At 72.0% G+C, this 15081-nt stretch carries 18 protein-coding genes; 11 read left to right on the top strand and 7 right to left on the bottom strand.

Annotated elements, in window-relative coordinates; translation table 11 throughout:
• The first annotated feature begins 17 nt into the window (after positions 1-17).
• Entirely contained in the window at positions 18-1013 is a 996-nt protein-coding gene (gene efeU, locus AB5J87_RS24800; RefSeq protein WP_369379393.1) for an iron uptake transporter permease EfeU, read from the top strand.
• Positions 901-1875, top strand: coding sequence for a hypothetical protein (locus AB5J87_RS24795; protein ID WP_369383662.1), 975 nt, complete (start codon positions 901-903; stop codon positions 1873-1875). Before efeU ends, AB5J87_RS24795 begins: the two co-directional genes overlap by 113 nt.
• Before the next feature lie 661 nt (positions 1876-2536).
• Here the strand turns inward: AB5J87_RS24795 and AB5J87_RS24790 are convergent.
• Positions 2537-3271 (bottom strand): bifunctional DNA primase/polymerase, encoded by a 735-nt coding sequence (locus tag AB5J87_RS24790; RefSeq protein WP_369379392.1) that lies wholly within the window; start codon positions 3269-3271, stop codon positions 2537-2539.
• Between the two features lie 94 nt (positions 3272-3365).
• Positions 3366-4013, bottom strand: coding sequence for a TetR/AcrR family transcriptional regulator (locus AB5J87_RS24785; RefSeq protein WP_369379390.1), 648 nt, complete (start codon positions 4011-4013; stop codon positions 3366-3368).
• A 188-nt stretch (positions 4014-4201) separates the two neighbouring features.
• Between AB5J87_RS24785 and ddaH the strand changes: the two genes are divergently transcribed.
• The gene (gene ddaH, locus AB5J87_RS24780; RefSeq protein WP_369379388.1) at positions 4202-5044 is read left to right on the top strand and encodes a dimethylargininase; all 843 of its coding nucleotides are present in this window, start codon (positions 4202-4204) and stop codon (positions 5042-5044) included.
• A gap of 120 nt (positions 5045-5164) precedes the next feature.
• Here ddaH and AB5J87_RS24775 read toward each other — a convergent pair whose 3' ends face one another.
• Positions 5165-6154: a small ribosomal subunit Rsm22 family protein gene (locus tag AB5J87_RS24775; protein WP_369379387.1), complete on the bottom strand. Its 990-nt coding sequence runs from the start codon at positions 6152-6154 to the stop codon at positions 5165-5167.
• 50 nt (positions 6155-6204) lie between these two features.
• On the bottom strand, positions 6205-7473 hold the full coding sequence (locus tag AB5J87_RS24770) for a multidrug effflux MFS transporter (protein ID WP_369379386.1): 1269 nt from the start codon (positions 7471-7473) through the stop codon (positions 6205-6207).
• 117 nt (positions 7474-7590) lie between these two features.
• Here AB5J87_RS24770 and AB5J87_RS24765 point away from each other — a divergent pair, with 117 nt between their 5' ends.
• Both AB5J87_RS24765 and AB5J87_RS24760 read left to right on the top strand, forming a co-directional pair.
• Complete coding sequence (locus AB5J87_RS24765) at positions 7591-8355, top strand: SDR family oxidoreductase (protein WP_369379385.1); 765 nt, start codon at positions 7591-7593, stop codon at positions 8353-8355.
• A 238-nt stretch (positions 8356-8593) separates the two neighbouring features.
• Complete coding sequence (locus AB5J87_RS24760; protein WP_369379384.1) at positions 8594-9451, top strand: PhzF family phenazine biosynthesis protein; 858 nt, start codon at positions 8594-8596, stop codon at positions 9449-9451.
• 15 nt (positions 9452-9466) lie between these two features.
• Here the strand turns inward: AB5J87_RS24760 and AB5J87_RS24755 are convergent, their stop codons facing one another.
• The 3 genes from AB5J87_RS24755 to AB5J87_RS24745 all read right to left on the bottom strand — a co-directional run bounded on the left by AB5J87_RS24755 (position 9467) and on the right by AB5J87_RS24745 (position 11727).
• Positions 9467-9790 carry a nuclear transport factor 2 family protein gene (locus AB5J87_RS24755; protein ID WP_369379382.1) on the bottom strand — a complete coding sequence of 108 codons (324 nt, stop codon included), beginning with the start codon at positions 9788-9790 and terminating at the stop codon, positions 9467-9469.
• Positions 9791-10100: 310 nt separating this feature from the next.
• Entirely contained in the window at positions 10101-10454 is a 354-nt protein-coding gene (locus tag AB5J87_RS24750) for a hypothetical protein (protein ID WP_369379380.1), read from the bottom strand.
• A 16-nt stretch (positions 10455-10470) separates the two neighbouring features.
• The gene (locus tag AB5J87_RS24745) at positions 10471-11727 is read right to left on the bottom strand and encodes a helix-turn-helix transcriptional regulator (RefSeq protein ID WP_369379379.1); all 1257 of its coding nucleotides are present in this window, start codon (positions 11725-11727) and stop codon (positions 10471-10473) included.
• 182 nt (positions 11728-11909) lie between these two features.
• On the opposite strand from AB5J87_RS24745, the gene AB5J87_RS24740 reads away from it, so the two are divergent.
• From AB5J87_RS24740 to AB5J87_RS24715, 6 genes are all read left to right on the top strand, one after another.
• A complete protein-coding gene (locus AB5J87_RS24740) occupies positions 11910-12077 on the top strand; it encodes a hypothetical protein (RefSeq protein ID WP_369379378.1) in 168 nt (55 codons plus the stop codon).
• Positions 12074-12280, top strand: a complete 207-nt coding sequence (locus AB5J87_RS24735; protein ID WP_369379376.1) for a hypothetical protein — start codon at positions 12074-12076, stop codon at positions 12278-12280. The genes AB5J87_RS24740 and AB5J87_RS24735 overlap by 4 nt, the downstream gene beginning before the upstream one ends.
• A 79-nt stretch (positions 12281-12359) precedes the next feature.
• A complete protein-coding gene (tgmA, locus tag AB5J87_RS24730) occupies positions 12360-12620 on the top strand; it encodes a putative ATP-grasp-modified RiPP (protein WP_369379375.1) in 261 nt (86 codons plus the stop codon).
• A gap of 5 nt (positions 12621-12625) precedes the next feature.
• Positions 12626-13585: an ATP-grasp ribosomal peptide maturase gene (tgmB, locus tag AB5J87_RS24725; protein WP_369379373.1), complete on the top strand. Its 960-nt coding sequence runs from the start codon at positions 12626-12628 to the stop codon at positions 13583-13585.
• Positions 13582-14745: an ATP-grasp peptide maturase system methyltransferase gene (gene tgmC, locus AB5J87_RS24720; protein WP_369379372.1), complete on the top strand. Its 1164-nt coding sequence runs from the start codon at positions 13582-13584 to the stop codon at positions 14743-14745. Before tgmB ends, tgmC begins: the two co-directional genes overlap by 4 nt.
• A gap of 17 nt (positions 14746-14762) precedes the next feature.
• Entirely contained in the window at positions 14763-15059 is a 297-nt protein-coding gene (locus tag AB5J87_RS24715) for a DUF6087 family protein (protein ID WP_369379370.1), read from the top strand.
• Positions 15060-15081: the final 22 nt, after the last annotated feature.

Below are 15081 nucleotides of genomic sequence, written 5' to 3'. Positions count from 1 at the left end.
GGGCTGAGGGGAAACGTATGTTCGGCAATTATCTGATCGGCCTGCGCGAGGGCCTGGAGGCCAGCCTGGTCGTCTGCATCCTCGTCGCGTACCTGGTCAAGACGGACCACCGCGAGGCGCTGCGGCCCATCTGGATCGGCATCTCCGTCGCCGTCCTGGTGGCGCTGGGCTTCGGCGCGGGCCTGGAGTTCGGCTCGCAGGAGATGACGTTCAAGGCGCAGGAGGCGCTCGGCGGCTCGCTGTCGATCGTCGCCGTCTGCCTGGTCACCTGGATGGTCTTCTGGATGCGGCGCACCGCGCGGTTCCTGAAGTCCGAGCTCCAGGGCAAGCTGGACGCGGCGCTGCGGCTCGGCACCGGCGCCCTGGTCGCCACCGCGTTCCTCGCGGTCGGCCGGGAGGGCCTGGAGACCTCGCTGTTCGTCTGGACGTCGGTCCACGCGGCCGGCTCCGACAGCGGCAACACCGACCCGCTGATCGGCGCGCTCCTCGGGCTCGCCACCGCGGTCTTCCTGGGCTGGCTCTTCTACCGGGGCGCGCTCAAGATCAATCTGGCGAAGTTCTTCACCTGGACCGGCGCCATGCTGGTCGTGGTGGCGGCGGGCGTGCTCGCGTACGGCGTGCACGACCTCCAGGAGGCCGACTTCATCCCCGGCATCAAGAACCTGGCCTTCGACATCAGCTCCACGATCCCGCCGGACAGCTGGTACGGGACGGTCCTCAAGGGCGTCCTGAACTTCCAGCCCGACCCGACCGTCCTCCAGGTCACGGTGTGGGCGCTGTACCTCATCCCCACGCTCGCGCTGTTCTTCGCCCCGGTAGGGTTCGCGAAGTCCGTGAAGAGCTCGGCTCCCGCGGCGGCGGCCAAGAAGGACGAGGGGCAGAAGGCAGTCCATGAGCAGGGTGAGTCGGCTGGCGGCGGCGCTCGCGGCGGTGACCGTACTGACGGTGACGGCGAGCGGCTGCGTGACGGTGCACGGCGAGCGGGAAGTAGTCCCGTCCGCGACCAGGGCTGAGGCCGCGCAGGCGCTCCGCGACTTCACCGACGCGTACAACAGGGCCGACAAGGCGTTCGACCCGGCCCTCGACGCGGGCCGGGTCACCGGTCCGCTCGGGGCGGTCAACCAGGCGGGCCTCAAGGCCCGCCGGACCACCAGCCCCGGCGGCAACCCGCAGCACGTGCCGCTGGAGCTGACGGACGCGAAGTTCGCGATACCCCGGAAGGCGGGCTGGCCGCGCTGGTTCGTGGCCGACGCCGACTCCAACACGGACAAGGACAACGGGCCCGACGACACCCGCTGGCTGCTCGTCTTCGTACGCGGCGGGCCGAAGGACGTCTGGAAGGCCGCCCACCTCTCGGTGCTCGCGCCCCGGCAGGTCCCGGTGTTCGCGGCCGACGGCGACGGCTGGGCCCGGCCGGTGCCGCCCGACGACCCGGAGCTCGCGGTGGCGCCCCGGGACCTGAGCGAGAAGTACGCCGCCTATCTGCGCACCGGCCGCCCCGAGAGCGCGTTCGCGCCCGGACCGCACACCACGCAGTGGCGCGAGCTGCGCAAGAAGAGCGCGACGCGGCCGGGGATGTCCACGCAGTACGTGGACCAGGCGATGGACGGCGCCGACTTCGCGCCCCTCGCCCTGCGCACCCAGGACGGGGGCGCGCTCGTCTTCTTCGCCACCCGCCACTTCGAGCGCCAGACGGCGGCGAAGGGGGTGCGGCTCGACATCAACGCGGATGTGCGGGCGCTGATGACGGGGGAGGCGCGGTCGGCGGTGACGAAGGAGCGGGTCTCCGACGACGCGGCCCTGGTCCCGAAGGGACACGCGCCGGTCACCGTGATCAACCGGTTGCAGGGGTTGACTTCGGCGAAGGGGGAGTAGGCGGGGGCGGGGTCCTGGCCGGGCCACGCAGTGCCCCACGCCCCTGCTCTGCCCGGACTCCGCCTGCGGCCCGGCGATGGGCTCCTCGCGCAGTCCCCCGCGCCCCTATCGGGCCGGGACTTTGCCTGCGGCCCGGTGGTCGCTCCTCGCGCAGTTCCCCGCGCCCCTGGGTAGTTCGTTGGCTGCGGGCCGGTGGGGGTTGCTCGCGCAGTTCCCCGCGCCCCTATCGGGCCGGGACTTTGCCTGCGGCCCGGTGGTCGCTCCTCGCGCAGTTCCCCGCGCCCCTAGGGGGTACTGATGGCCGGAGAACCCAGCTCAGCCACAGGCTTTGGGGGGCGCGGGGCCGTGAACATTTGCGACTCCGCCGCGCGGACACGAGAGGCGGGCACGGCCCAGCGGGTTTAGGGGCGCGGGGAACGGCGCGAGGAGCGACCCCGTTCCGCAGACGAAAACGGGTTTTCAGGGGCGCGGGGAACTGCGCGAGCAACCCACCACGGTCCGCAGGCATGGACGGGTTTCCAGGGGCGCGGGGAACGGCGCGACCAGCCCACCACGGCCCGCAGACAAAGACCCGGCCCGAAAGGGGCGCGGGGAACGGCGCGAGCGAGCCAGCACGGTCCGCGGGCAGAAACCCGCCCCCTCCCCCGCCCCCGCGGAGCGCCTAGCGGCCCAGGGGCCAAGCCACTGCGTGGGCGTCCGCCGCGCCGTGGCGGGCGATCGCGTCGGTGAGGGCCTCCAGGAGCGTCAACGGCTCGGGCAGCGCGTGCTCGGGCCCCCGCACCCAGGACACCTCGTGCTCACCGGGCAGCCGCGCGGGCGGCACCAGGACGTAGCTGCCCCGGCAGTGCCACCGCAGCCCCGGATGCTCGTCCATCGTCTCGGGATGGCAGTCCAGCTCGCACGGCCACCACTCGTCCTCGTCCTCCGGCGTACCCCGCGTCGCGGTGAAGAACAGCATCCGGGCCTGGTCCCCGACGCCACCGGACTCGGCGACCGGCCCGACCTCGACGCCCTCGGCCAGCAGCCGCTCCAGCGCCTCGCGCCCCGCCGCCAGCGGCACGTCCAGCACGTCGTGGACCATGCCGGTGGCGGTGATGAAGTTGGCCTCGGGCTGCCCCTGCGCCCAGCGCTCGATCTGGGCGCGGTCGGTGGTCGACTGCGTCTGCCAGGCGAACGAGACGGGGTGGCGGGCCGGAGTGGGACAGCCCACCCGCTCACAGGAGCAGCGGTACCCGGCGGGATACGCGGCCGGGGCCAGCGGCAGCTTCGCGGCGGCCGTCGCGAGCAGCAGCCCGAGGCGGTCGGCACCGGCGCCGGGGGCGTCCTTGGGGCGCCTGCGCAGCCAGCGGGACAGCCTGCTCTCCGTGCTGTCGGAACGCCCGTACTCCGCGCCCATCTATCCCCTCACCTCACCGTTGCCCCGCGGGAACCTCCCCCCATGCTCCCACCATCGCGGACGTGCCGAGGCCGTACCCCCCAACCCGGGGCCCTCAGCGGGGTGCGAGTCCGCGCAGGGCGTACTCCACGACGGTGTCCGCGTAGGCGTGCGTGAGGGGCAGGGTGCGCAGCAGCCAGCGGTGCGCGAGGGGCGCCACCAGCAGCTCCAGGGCGATGCGCGGATCGACGTCGGCGCGTACGTCACCCGCGTCCTGGGCCGCGCGCAGCCGGTCCACGTACAGCGTGAGCTGGGGTTCGAGGAGCTTCTCCACGAAGGCGGCGGCCAGCTGGGGGTCGATGACGCCCTCGGCGGCCAGCGCCCGGTACGGCGCCTCGGTCGCGGTGTCGTTGAGCTCGTCCACGGTGGCCCGCAGCACCAGTTTGAGGTCGCCCGCCAGGTCCCCGGTGTCGGGCAGCGCCACCTCGCCCCGCACGGCCTCCCGGTTGAGGTCGACGAAGGCTTCCAGCAGGACCGCGGCCTTGGAGGGCCACCAGCGGTAGATGGTCTGCTTGCCGACCCCGGCGCGGGCGGCGATGCCCTCGATGGTGGTCCTGGTGTACCCCGTCTCGGCGACGAGGGAGAGCGCGGCGTCGTAGATCGCGCGCCGGGAGCGCTCGCTGCGCCGGGCGGCGTCGGGCGCCTTGGCCGCCCTGGGCCCCGGGGCCGCCGCCGCTGTGTCTGGATGCGCCTTGTTCGCCATGGCGGGATCCTAGCGCCACCGAGGCGAAACGTATCGTCTCTGTCAAGGGCGCGCGCGGGGCAACAGCGTGTGAAGCGGCGAAAAACACCCGAACGGATCACTGCGCGAACGCCGGTCAGGACGCACCATGGGCTGACACGACCGCAGCTGCGGCGCGTGCTGCCGAAGTCGTCCGTGAGGAGCCCTCATTGCTCAGTGAGACCCGTGACCTCAGTGCACCCCGAGTCGCCCGACCCCGGCGCTATCTGATGTGCCCACCGGCACACTTCAAGGTCACGTACTCCATCAATCCCTGGATGGATCCCGCCAAGCCCGTCGACCTGCCGCTCGCCCTCGCCCAGTGGGAGGACCTGCGCGACCGCTACCGGGCGCTCGGCCACACCGTCGAGCTGCTCGAACCCCGCCCCGACCTGCCCGACATGGTCTTCGCCGCCAACGGGGCCACCGTCATCGACGGCCGGGTGCTGGGCGCCCGCTTCGCCCATCCCGAACGGGAGGCGGAGGCCGAGGCCCATCTGCGCTGGTTCCGCTCGCACGGCTTCACCGAGATCCACGAGCCGGCCCACATCAACGAGGGCGAGGGCGACTTCGCCGTCACCGCCTCCTATCTGCTGGCCGGGCGCGGCTTCCGGTCCAGTCCGCTCTCGCACGACGAGGCGCAGGAGTTCTTCGGCCGGCCGGTGATCGGGCTCGACCTCGTCGACCCGCGCTACTACCACCTGGACACGGCGCTGTGCGTGCTCGACGACGCGGCCGACGAGATCATGTACTACCCGGGCGCCTTCTCGCCCGGCAGCCGGGCCGTCCTCGCCCGGCTCTTCCCGGACGCGGTGATCGCCTCCGAGGCGGACGCGGCGGCACTGGGGCTGAACGCGGTGAGCGACGGTCTCCACGTGCTGCTGCCGCAGGGCGCGGTGGGGCTGTTCGCGGCCCTGCGGGAGCGGGGGTACGAGCCGGTCGGCATGGACCTGGGCGAGCTGCTCAAGGGCGGCGGCAGCGTGAAGTGCTGCACGCAGGAGCTGCGGGTCTGAGGTCGCTGTTCCCCGCGCCCTTCGCGGACGGGCCCGAAGGACCGGCCCAGGGGCGCGGGGCCACGGCACGTGCCGTCCCGCCGCGCGGGCGGTCCGGCACGGCCCTCGGCCGGAGCCGTCCTACTCCGCCGGGGGCCACGCGTCGCCCCACTCGGCGTCGCGGGCCGCCCGGTACAGCGGCCCGTGGCGCTTGCTGACCGTCTCGCGGCGCAGCTCCTCCTGCGGCGTGCACAGCTCCAGCAGCACCTGCCCCTTGCGGATCTGGGGCCGCCGCACGATCCGGTTCCCGGCGGGCTCGGCCGGTCCCCGTACCGCCGCCACATAGCTGAACTTCTCGTCCTCGTACGCCAGTGACCCGCCCTTGACCTGCCGGTGCAGGGAGGAGCGGCTGACCCGGGCCGAGAAGTGGCACCAGTCCGTGCCCGGCTCGATGGGGCAGGCGGCGCTGTGCGGGCAGGGCGCGGCGACGGTGAACCCGGCCGCGATCAGCCGGTCCCGGGCCTCGATGATCCGCGCGTAGCCGTCGGGGGTGCCCGGCTCGACGATGACCACGGCTCCGGTGGCGGCGGACGCGGCGGCGTCCACCAGGGCGGTGCGGTCCTCGGCGGTGAGCTCGTTCAGCACGTACGAGACGGTGATCAGATCGGTGGCGGCCAGCTTCAGCGCCGAGCCGATCCGGGCCCGCTCCCAGCGGATCGCGCCGAGGCCCTCGACGCCTGAGGCGGCGGCCAGTTCGCGGCCGACGGCCAGTGCGGGCTCGGCCCAGTCCAGGACGGTGGTGGCGGTGTCCCACGCCTCCGCGACCGCCCAGCTCGCCGCGCCGGTGCCGCCGCCGACGTCGGTGTGGGTGGCCGGGGTCCACTGCGGGACGGCGTCCTGGAGGGCGCCGAGGGCGGACCGCACCGCCTCGAAGGTCGCGGGCATCCGGTACGCGGCGTACGCGGCCACGTCGGAGCGGTCGCGCAGCACCGGGGCATGGGTCTGGGTGGCGCCCCGGTAGGTGGCGATCAGCCGCTCGACGGCCTGCGCGGCCTGCGACGGCGGCAGCCCGTCCAGCAGCCCCGCCAGGCTCGACCGCAGGGCTTCCGGGACGCGTACGTTCTCGTTCACCTGGGGATTCTACGGGCGCGGCGGCGTCCTCGTCGGCGTACCCGGGCGGCTCAGACCGCCGAGTCCCGCCGCTGCCAGGGGCGGCACAGCAGCAGGAAGCAGAGCAGCGCCGCGACGCCGGAGGCGAGCTGCACCACGGCCATCGGCACGGCCGTCCCCTCCCCCGCGATCCCCACCAGCGGCGAGGCCACCGCGCCGATCAGGAACGAGGAGGTGCCGAGCAGCGCGGACGCGGAGCCCGCCGCGTGCGGGGTGCGCATCAGCGCCTGGGCCGTGGTGTTGGGCGTGGCCATGCCCATCGCGGACATCAGCACGAACAGGCCGGCCGCGACCGGGGCGAGGCCCGGGTCGCCGAAGACGCCGGAGGTCATGACGAGCAGCGCCACCGCCGCGAGCACCACCGCGCTCAGCGAGCACACCAGCACCTTGTCGAGGCTGACCCGGCCCACCAGGAGCTTGCCGTTGATCTGCCCGGCGGCCACCAGGCCGACCGAGTTGAGCCCGAAGAGCAGCGAGAAGGTCTGCGGCGAGGCCCCGTAGATCTCCTGGATCACGAACGGGGAGGCCGAGATGTACGAGAAGAGCGCGGCGAACGCGAGGCCGCCCGCCAGCACGTAACCGGTGAAGACGCGGTCCTTGAGCAGCCCGCCCATGGTGCGCAGGGCCTCGCCGACCCCGCCCTCGTGCCGCCGCTCGGGCGGCAGCGTCTCGCCCAGGCAGCGCCAGACGAAGAGGGTGAGCAGCAGCCCGACGGCGGTGAGCACCACGAACACCCCGCGCCAGTCGGTCAGCCGCAGCACCTGGCCGCCGATCAGCGGAGCCACCACCGGGGCCGCGCCGGAGATCAGCATCAGGGTGGAGAAGAACCGGGCCATCTCCACGCCGTCGTACAGGTCCCGCACCACCGCGCGGGCGATCACGATGCCCGCCGCGCCCGCCAGACCCTGGAGCAGCCGGAAGGCGATCAGCAGTCCGGCGTCCGGCGCGAAGGCGCAGACGGCGGTGGCGACCACGTACACGGCCATGCCGGCCAGGAGCGGCCTGCGGCGCCCCCACTTGTCGCTCATCGGCCCGACGACGAGCTGGCCGAGCGCCATGCCCGCCAGGCACGCGGTGAGGGTGAGCTGGACGGTGGCGGCGGACGCGTGCAGCGCGCCGGTGACCTCCGGGAGCGCGGGCAGGTACATGTCCATGGAGAGCGGCGGGAGCGCGGTGAGCCCGCCGAGGACCAGGGTGACCAGGAGTCCGGCGCGGCGGGCGGCGGTGACGGCCGCCGGTACCGGTATGTGTGCCTCTGCCGTCCGGCCGCTCTCGGTCATGCCCGTCTCCTTTGTTGCCGTTTCAAGCATCCATGCTCTCAGCCCGGCGGGGGTGCTCGGGACCACATCGCGGACGGCGGGGCGCCGGGCCCGCACCGCTCCCGTACGCTCCGGACCATGACCGCATCCGCAGCGCGCAAGACCGCCGTCGTCACCGGCGCGGGCTCCGGCATCGGCCGCTCCGTGGCGCTCGCCCTGGCCGCGGCGGGCTGGTCCGTCGCCCTGGCCGGCCGCCGCGCGGAGCCGCTGGCCGAGACCGCGGCGCTGGCCGGCCCCGACGCCGACGTCCTGCCCGTCGCCACGGACGTGACCTCGCCGGACGAGGTGGCGGCCCTGTTCGCGGCGGTACGGGACCGGTACGGGCGGCTCGACCTGCTCTTCAACAACGCGGGCACGTTCGGGCCCGGCGGGGTCGCGGTGGAGGACCTGGCGTACGAGGCGTGGCGCCATGTCGTCGACACCAACCTCAACGGGGCGTTCCTGTGCGCGCAGGCCGCGTTCCGGCAGATGAAGGCGCAGGAGCCGCAGGGCGGCCGGATCATCAACAACGGCTCCATCTCCGCGCACGTGCCGCGCCCGAACTCGGTGGCCTACACCGCGACCAAGCACGCCATGACGGGCCTGACCAAGTCCCTCTCCCTGGACGGCCGTCCGTACCGGATCGCGGTCGGCCAGATCGACATCGGCAACGCGGCGACGGAGATGACGGCCCGGATGACGGCGGGGGTGCCGCAGGCCAACGGGGAGCTGGCGGCGGAGCCGGTGATGGACGCGGCGGACGTGGCCCGGACGGTGCGGCACATGGCGGAACTCCCCCTGGAGGCGAACGTGCAGTTCGCCACGGTGATGGCGACGACGATGCCGTACATCGGCCGAGGCTGACCCACAGACGAACGAGGGTTGCCAGGGGCGCGGGGAACTGCGCGAGAAGCGACCACGGTCGACGGACGAACGACGGCCTTGAAGGGGCGCGGGGAACGGCGCGAGAAGCCACCACGGTCGACGGACGAACGACGGCCTTGAAGGGGCGCGGGGAACGGCGCGACCGGCCCAGCACGGCCCGCGGACGAACAACGGCGCCCAGTGGAATGCTTCCCCACCCCACAGAGTTGTCGCAGGCATGACTAACATCCTGCGCTACACCGCCTTCTCCACCGACCCCGCCGGAGGCAACCCCGCCGGGGTCGTCCTCGACGCCGCGGGACTCGACCACGACGCCATGCTCGCGATCGCCGCCGAACTCGGCTACAGCGAGTCCGCGTTCCTGACCGCACCGCCCGAGGGCCTCGGCGAGCCGGGACGGGCGTTCACCATCCGTTACTTCAGCCCCAAGACCGAGGTCCCCTTCTGCGGGCACGCCACCGTGGCGACGGCCGTGGCCCTGGGCGACCGGGTCGGCCCGGGCGAACTGGTCTTCGCGACCCAGGCGGGTACGGTCCCGGTGACCGTCACCGAGGAGGACGGCACCCTGCGCGCCACCCTCACCAGTGTCGAGCCGCACACCGAGCCGATCGCGCCGGACGACCTCGCCCAGGCGCTGGCCGCGCTCGGCTGGCCCGCCGCCGACCTGGACCCGGCGGTCGAGCCGCGCATCGCGTTCGCGGGCGCGCGCCACCTGGTGCTGACGGCCGCGACCCGCGCGCGCCTGGCGGACCTCTCGTACGACTTCGAGGGCCTGGCCACCCTGATGCGGCGGCTCGACGTGGTGACGGTGCAGCTGGTGTGGCGCGCCTCGGAGACCGTCTTCCACGTCCGCAACCCGTTCCCGGTCGGCGGCGTGGTGGAGGACCCGGCGACGGGCGCGGCCGCCGCGGCCTTCGGCGCGTACGCCCGTGAACTCGGCCTGGTCCCCGAGGAGTCGGTCCTCACCCTGCACCAGGGCGAGGACCTGGGCCGCCCCGGCGTCCTGACGGTGACGCTGCGGGCGGGCGACCCGCGCGTACGGGTGGGCGGGACGGGCGTCCGCATCCCGGAGTGACCCGGGGGCCGGCCGCTACGCCTGCCCGGTCTCGAAGCGGCTGACCTTCCCGTCCTCGACGGTGAAGCGCCAGGCCGTCCGCATCTCGCCCCAGGTGTCGTTGCGGTAGCTGGCGACCAGCGCCAGCCCGCCGTCGCGCTCCGACTCGACGTCCATGTGGCCCGAGCTGGAGAAGACCTCCCGCTCGGTCCAGTCGGCCACGTCCCGGTCGGACCCGTCGTCGGACATGGTGGCGCCCGGGGCGAGGGCGGCCTGGAAGGCGGCGCGGTCGCCCGCGTTCAGGGCGCCGACGAAGGCGCGTACGGCGGGGTCGCTGAGCTTGTCGACGGAGATGGCCACGGGGGCTCCTTCGCTGGGAGGACTCACCGGGCCCGCCGGTACGGCCGGGCCCGTCCTCCACCAGCTCACCGCACGGCCGGGGGCGGCGCCACCGGTGGCACGGGCGGAAGGCTGCCGGGGCGACGCCCCGGATGGGGCCTCCCGTGGAAAGAGGGGGCAGACGAGTCGGGCTGTACGCCGGGGACTGTCGGCGCAACGCTATGACCTGCACAAACGTGCAGGGATGGTGCTTCCGTGGCTACTTTGATGGCTACGTAACAAGACATCCCCGCCCGGATCGGCCCGGACTGGGACGTCGTCGCTCCTGAGATCAGACGGTCCCTTCGATGCGTTCGAAGATGTCCGCGTCCGTCTCCCGCTGCCAGTCCGGCAGGTCGGACCAGTCGGCAACATATCCGGGCTTCGGGTCTTCGAAGTGCCTGAACATCTGGGCGGTCCAGCAGATCGCGACGAAGCGGCCCTTCTGCTCGCGGGTGAGCCGGGCCGTATGCCCGCCGCTGACCTCGATGAAGTCGCGCACCTGCCCGTACACGGCGGTGGCGGCTTCGCGCTCCCACGCGGGCGTCTCGTCCCACGGTGTGACGTAGCCGGGCTTGGGCTCGCCGGGGTAGTGCTTGTTCACACCGTCGATCCACGCCTCGCGGAAGATCCGGCCGTCATTCATGCGCGTGTCCCTCTCGTTATGCGGTGCGCGGAAGCGCAGCGATTCGGTGATCAAGAGTCGAGACTCGGTCATCGGACATGAGCGGGGCAAGACGCCCCCGAAGCCCGTCCAGCTTCTTGCCGATGAATCCCGAATTCGACAGGTCGGCCAGTCCGAGTGCCTGCTCCGCGTAGTGCACGACCTGATCGGTGTCTTGCCTGTGCGCCCCGAGCACGGCGAGGTCGCTCAGAACAGCGGCGCGGCGACGCAGGGACAGAGGCTGGGCAAGGGCCGTGGTCAGCGCTTCCTCGGCGAGATCAGGGCGGCCCAGTTGGAGGTAGCAGGCTCCTCGCTCCTCTGCCAGGCGGGAGCCGTCGAAGCGGAGCCAGCCGCCGTTGTGGGAGTGAGCGCCGTCGAGGGCGTGCGCTTTCTCTGCTTCGTCAAGAGCCCGGTTGCATGCGTCGAGGTCGCCCACGGCGGCGTACGCCTGCGCCTGCACGGCCGCGACCCAGTGACGGGTGGAGAGAGTGTCGTCGCCCCTCAGGGCGATGCGGAAAGCTGCCGCGAGCAGGGGCTGGGCGGCGTGCGCGCGGCGCGCGTACAGCTCGACGTACGCGTGGCGGGTCATGGCACAGGCCCACAGGTCGTGGTCGCTACCGGCGTAGGCCGCGTTGGCGGCCAGTGTGTAGCACTGCGCGGCTTCGGTGTACCTGTTGGCGTCGAAGAACAGCTCACCGACGAGCTGGTAGACGTCGGCTGTCATCCGACACAATCGGGACCGATCCACAGCAGTACGGGTCTCGGTCAGCCCCTTCGCCATCACATCGAGCTGTGCGCGCACCGCAGGGAAGACGACCTGCTTGGAGTCCGATAGCGCGTAGGCCTGCCAGAGGCTGCGGTGTAGGGCGTCCCCTGTCTCCAAGAGCATCGATACTGCCCGCCCTCGGGCGGCCTCGCCGGGATCGGGAAGAGCGACCAGCGCACCCGTAACGGCGAGCAGACCCAGGACTTCGCGGCGCTTCATGTCGTCATCATCACCATGGAGGAGGGGTGGAGCAGCGGAGAGCCCGGCTGTCTCGGCCGGCTGTTCGTCGGAGAGAAGGGCTTCCAGCTCGGGGAGGGTCACTCCCAACAGCTCTGCGATCTTCGGCCGTTGGTGGGGACGCGGGGCGGCGCGACCACTTTCCCAACGGACCACGGTGGACGCGGCCACCGAGAGCGCTTCTGCGAATTCCTCCTGAGAGTAACCCCGGGCCACGCGCCGTTCCGCAACGTGCTTACGCCTCGACGTCATAGGTCTCCCCTCACGAGAACCCTTTCACGCACTCATACCCGCCACGTGCCAACGCCTGGAAAACGCCTGGGTATTGCGCGAGGTTCGCTCTGGGAGAAGGTAACGGATCGTCGTTCACTGGTCACACGCCGCTCGGAGGCCGAAGGACCCTCCGGGCGGCTCCCACGGAGAGGAGCGACCACGTGACGACCTCCGGACTGCCCCGCAGGAACCCTGGCGCCAGTGGCCGTACGTACACGCCGCCAGAGCCCCGGCCGGGTGCGCCGAGCCGGGCTCTGCGGGTACGGGCGGCCGACGGCTGGGAGAGGTTCATGCGCCGCGTCGAGGCCCGGCAGGAGCCGGAGGAGTGAATCCGGTCGGTTCCGACGGCTACGAGCATCACCCGCTCCTGGACACACATGTCCGTGACATCGCCTCGCGCGGGGAGGGCGTGCCCGTCGCCGTCACACACGAGCTCCACAGCCACGGCACGGTCCGCATCGCGCACATCCGGCCCGCGTCCGGAGTCGAGTGGACGACCGCGGCCGACAACATCCAGGCCGCTCACCCCTGAGCCGCGGCCCGCAGATCGCCGTCTGCGCCCCCTGGCGCAGACGGATTCCCACACCACACCCTTCGATCCAAGGAGTCTCATGACCACCTCTGCCGCACTCCCCTCCCCCACGCGGCCGTGGGGTGCGGGCCGACTCGCGCCTTACCCGACGGTCACCCGCCGACCCCACACCACGGTCGCCATCGACCCCACGACACAGCTCGGAGTGTTCCGCGACCGTGCCGGGCAGGTCGTCGAGATGGGCAAGCACGGCACCAGCTCCGGCACCGAGACCTCCACGACGACGAACTCGGACTCCCGGAACGACCAGGGTCACGATCAGGACAGCACGCAGGACTGATGACCATGACCGAGGAGAGGCCGGTTCTGGTGGCCACCGAGGCGGACGACATCACCGCCGACATGGTGATCACCGAACTCAACCGGCGCGATGCGCCGGTGGTCCGGTTCAACCCCGCCGACATCGGCGAAAACCTCACGGTCTCGGCTCGGTTCGGCACCTGCCCGGCCCCAGTGGTCGGGCAGGTGCGCACCCCGTCGAGAACCGCTGATGTGACCCAGGTCCGGTCGGTGTACTGGCGCCGCCCGGAATGGCCCACGTTTCCCCACCTGTCCGCTGACGACTCCCGGTTCGCGGCGGCACAGGTCCGCTACGGACTCGGTGGCACCCTCTACGCCCTGGGCGGCCCGCTCTGGGTCAACCACCCCCTGCCCGTTGCCGCAGCCGACTACAAACCCGCGCAGCTCGTTCTCGCCCAGCAACTCGGCTTCACCATCCCTCCCACCCTTGTCACCAACGACCCGGACGAAGCCCGCGAGTTCGTCCGGGCTCAGGAGCAAGCGATCTTCAAGACGCTGCGATGGACCCCCTACACGCGTGACAACTTGCCGGTGACCGGCTGGGCGGATCCGGTCACCGTCGACGAGATCGACGACAGCGTCCGGGTCACCCCCCACTTGTTCCAAGCCCGTGTGGACAAGGTCGCCGACGTCCGCGTACTGATCGTCGGCCGGCAGGCGTTCGCCGTACGCATCGACTCCGACCTCCTGGACTGGCGCAAGGACTACAGCGCCCTGACATACACCGTGGAGCACCTTCCCGACCGGGTGACCGAGGGACTGCATGCCTACCTGGACCGACTGGATCTGGTGTCGGGAAGCTTCGACCTCGCGGTCGACCGCGCCGGGGACTACTGGTGGCTGGAGTTGAATCCCAACGGACAGTGGGGGTGGCTGGAGACCGAGACCGGCCTCCCGATGGCCGCTGCCTTCGCCGACCTACTCGCACAAGGAGACCGCCGATGACCGACCCGGCATCCGACCGACGCCGCATGGCGGCGGTACTCGTGAACGAAGGCGTCCTGAAGTCCCCCTGGCTGCGTGCGGCCGTCGAGGCCGTGCCCCGCGAACGGTTCCTCCACCCGGGAGTGTTCCTGGACGAGGGGCGGACCTGGCGGCCCACCACCGCCGCCGACACGAACCCGGACGAGTGGCTGAAGATCGCATACGGCGTCGACACGCTCACCACCCAGCTGGACGGCCACCTTTCCGCCGACCAGGCCGACGAACCCGTCGTGGGCGTGCCCACGTCCTCCTCGACCGATCCGGCCACCGTCGTCGGCATGATCGAGGCCCTGGACCTCACGGTGGGTCACCGAGTCCTGGAGATCGGTACGGGCACCGGCTACTCCACAGCCCTGATGTGCCACTACCTCGGCGAGGACAACGTCACCACGGTCGAGGTGGACACACAGGTGGCCACCCGGGCCGATGTCGCTCTCGAAGCCGCCGGCTTCTCGACGTGGACGGTGACGGGCGACGGCCTCCTCGGCCACCCGTACCGGGCACCGTACGACCGGGTCATCGCCACCTGCGCAGTCCGCCGCATCCCGTACGCGTGGATCAGGCAAACGAGACCCGGAGGCGTGGTCCTCGGCACGGTCGGCTCGTGGCCGTGGGGAACCGGCCTCGCGAAACTGGTCGTCGACAATGATGGCACCGCCGAGGGCTCGATCGTCGGGCGCTCCTCCTTCATGCAGGCGCGTGCCCAGGCAGTGGCCCCCGTGGCCGGCGATCTCTCCGCACGGACCGCGTACACGGAGAGTGAGCGGACCGCTCTGCTGTCCCCCCTCGTCCTTGAGGAATGGATGCCCGCCTTTCTGGCACAGCTGGCCGCGCCCGGCGCTCAGTTCGTCCGCGCGACGGACGGTGACGGGTCGCCCATGCTGTACCTGTTCGATCCGGGGAAGGAGTCGTTCGCCGAGTTCCTCGTCGACGGCGAGAGCTGGACCGTTCGCCAGGGCGGCCCGGTGGCCCTGTGGGACGACGTGGAGCGTTCTCTCGTCGCCTGGCAGGACGGCGGGGCGCCGGGGATCGACTCCGTACGGCTCCGTGTGACGCCCGCGTCCCACCGGTACTGGATCGACCAGGTCCCCTCCCTGCGCTGGGAACACCGGATCGCCTGACCCACTACGCTCCGGACATGGACGACGAACCGCTCTCCCAGTGGGCCGAACGTCGCGACGCGAGGATCGGGCAACTCCGCGCCGTACCCCTCGTGACCGGCGACGGCCCGAGGGCATCGCATCTGAACCCCGATGTACCCCGTGCGATCCAGCGGTGGAACGGCCACCTGTGGAAGGCGCACGGTTTCGCGGCGAACCTCGCGGAAGCACGGCGCATCCTGTTTCCCCTCACCGAGGCCACCGCCACTCCTGAGGCGTCACCGAAGCTCGGCCCCGGGACCGGCAGACATCGGAAGCCTCCGACGCCCCGATAACTCGGCGGGACATTAGCGACCA

Origin of the sequence: Streptomyces sp. cg36 (assembly GCF_041080675.1) — a bacterium.
Lineage (GTDB): Bacteria > Actinomycetota > Actinomycetes > Streptomycetales > Streptomycetaceae > Streptomyces.
This window is presented reverse-complemented; position numbering and strand designations above follow the sequence as displayed.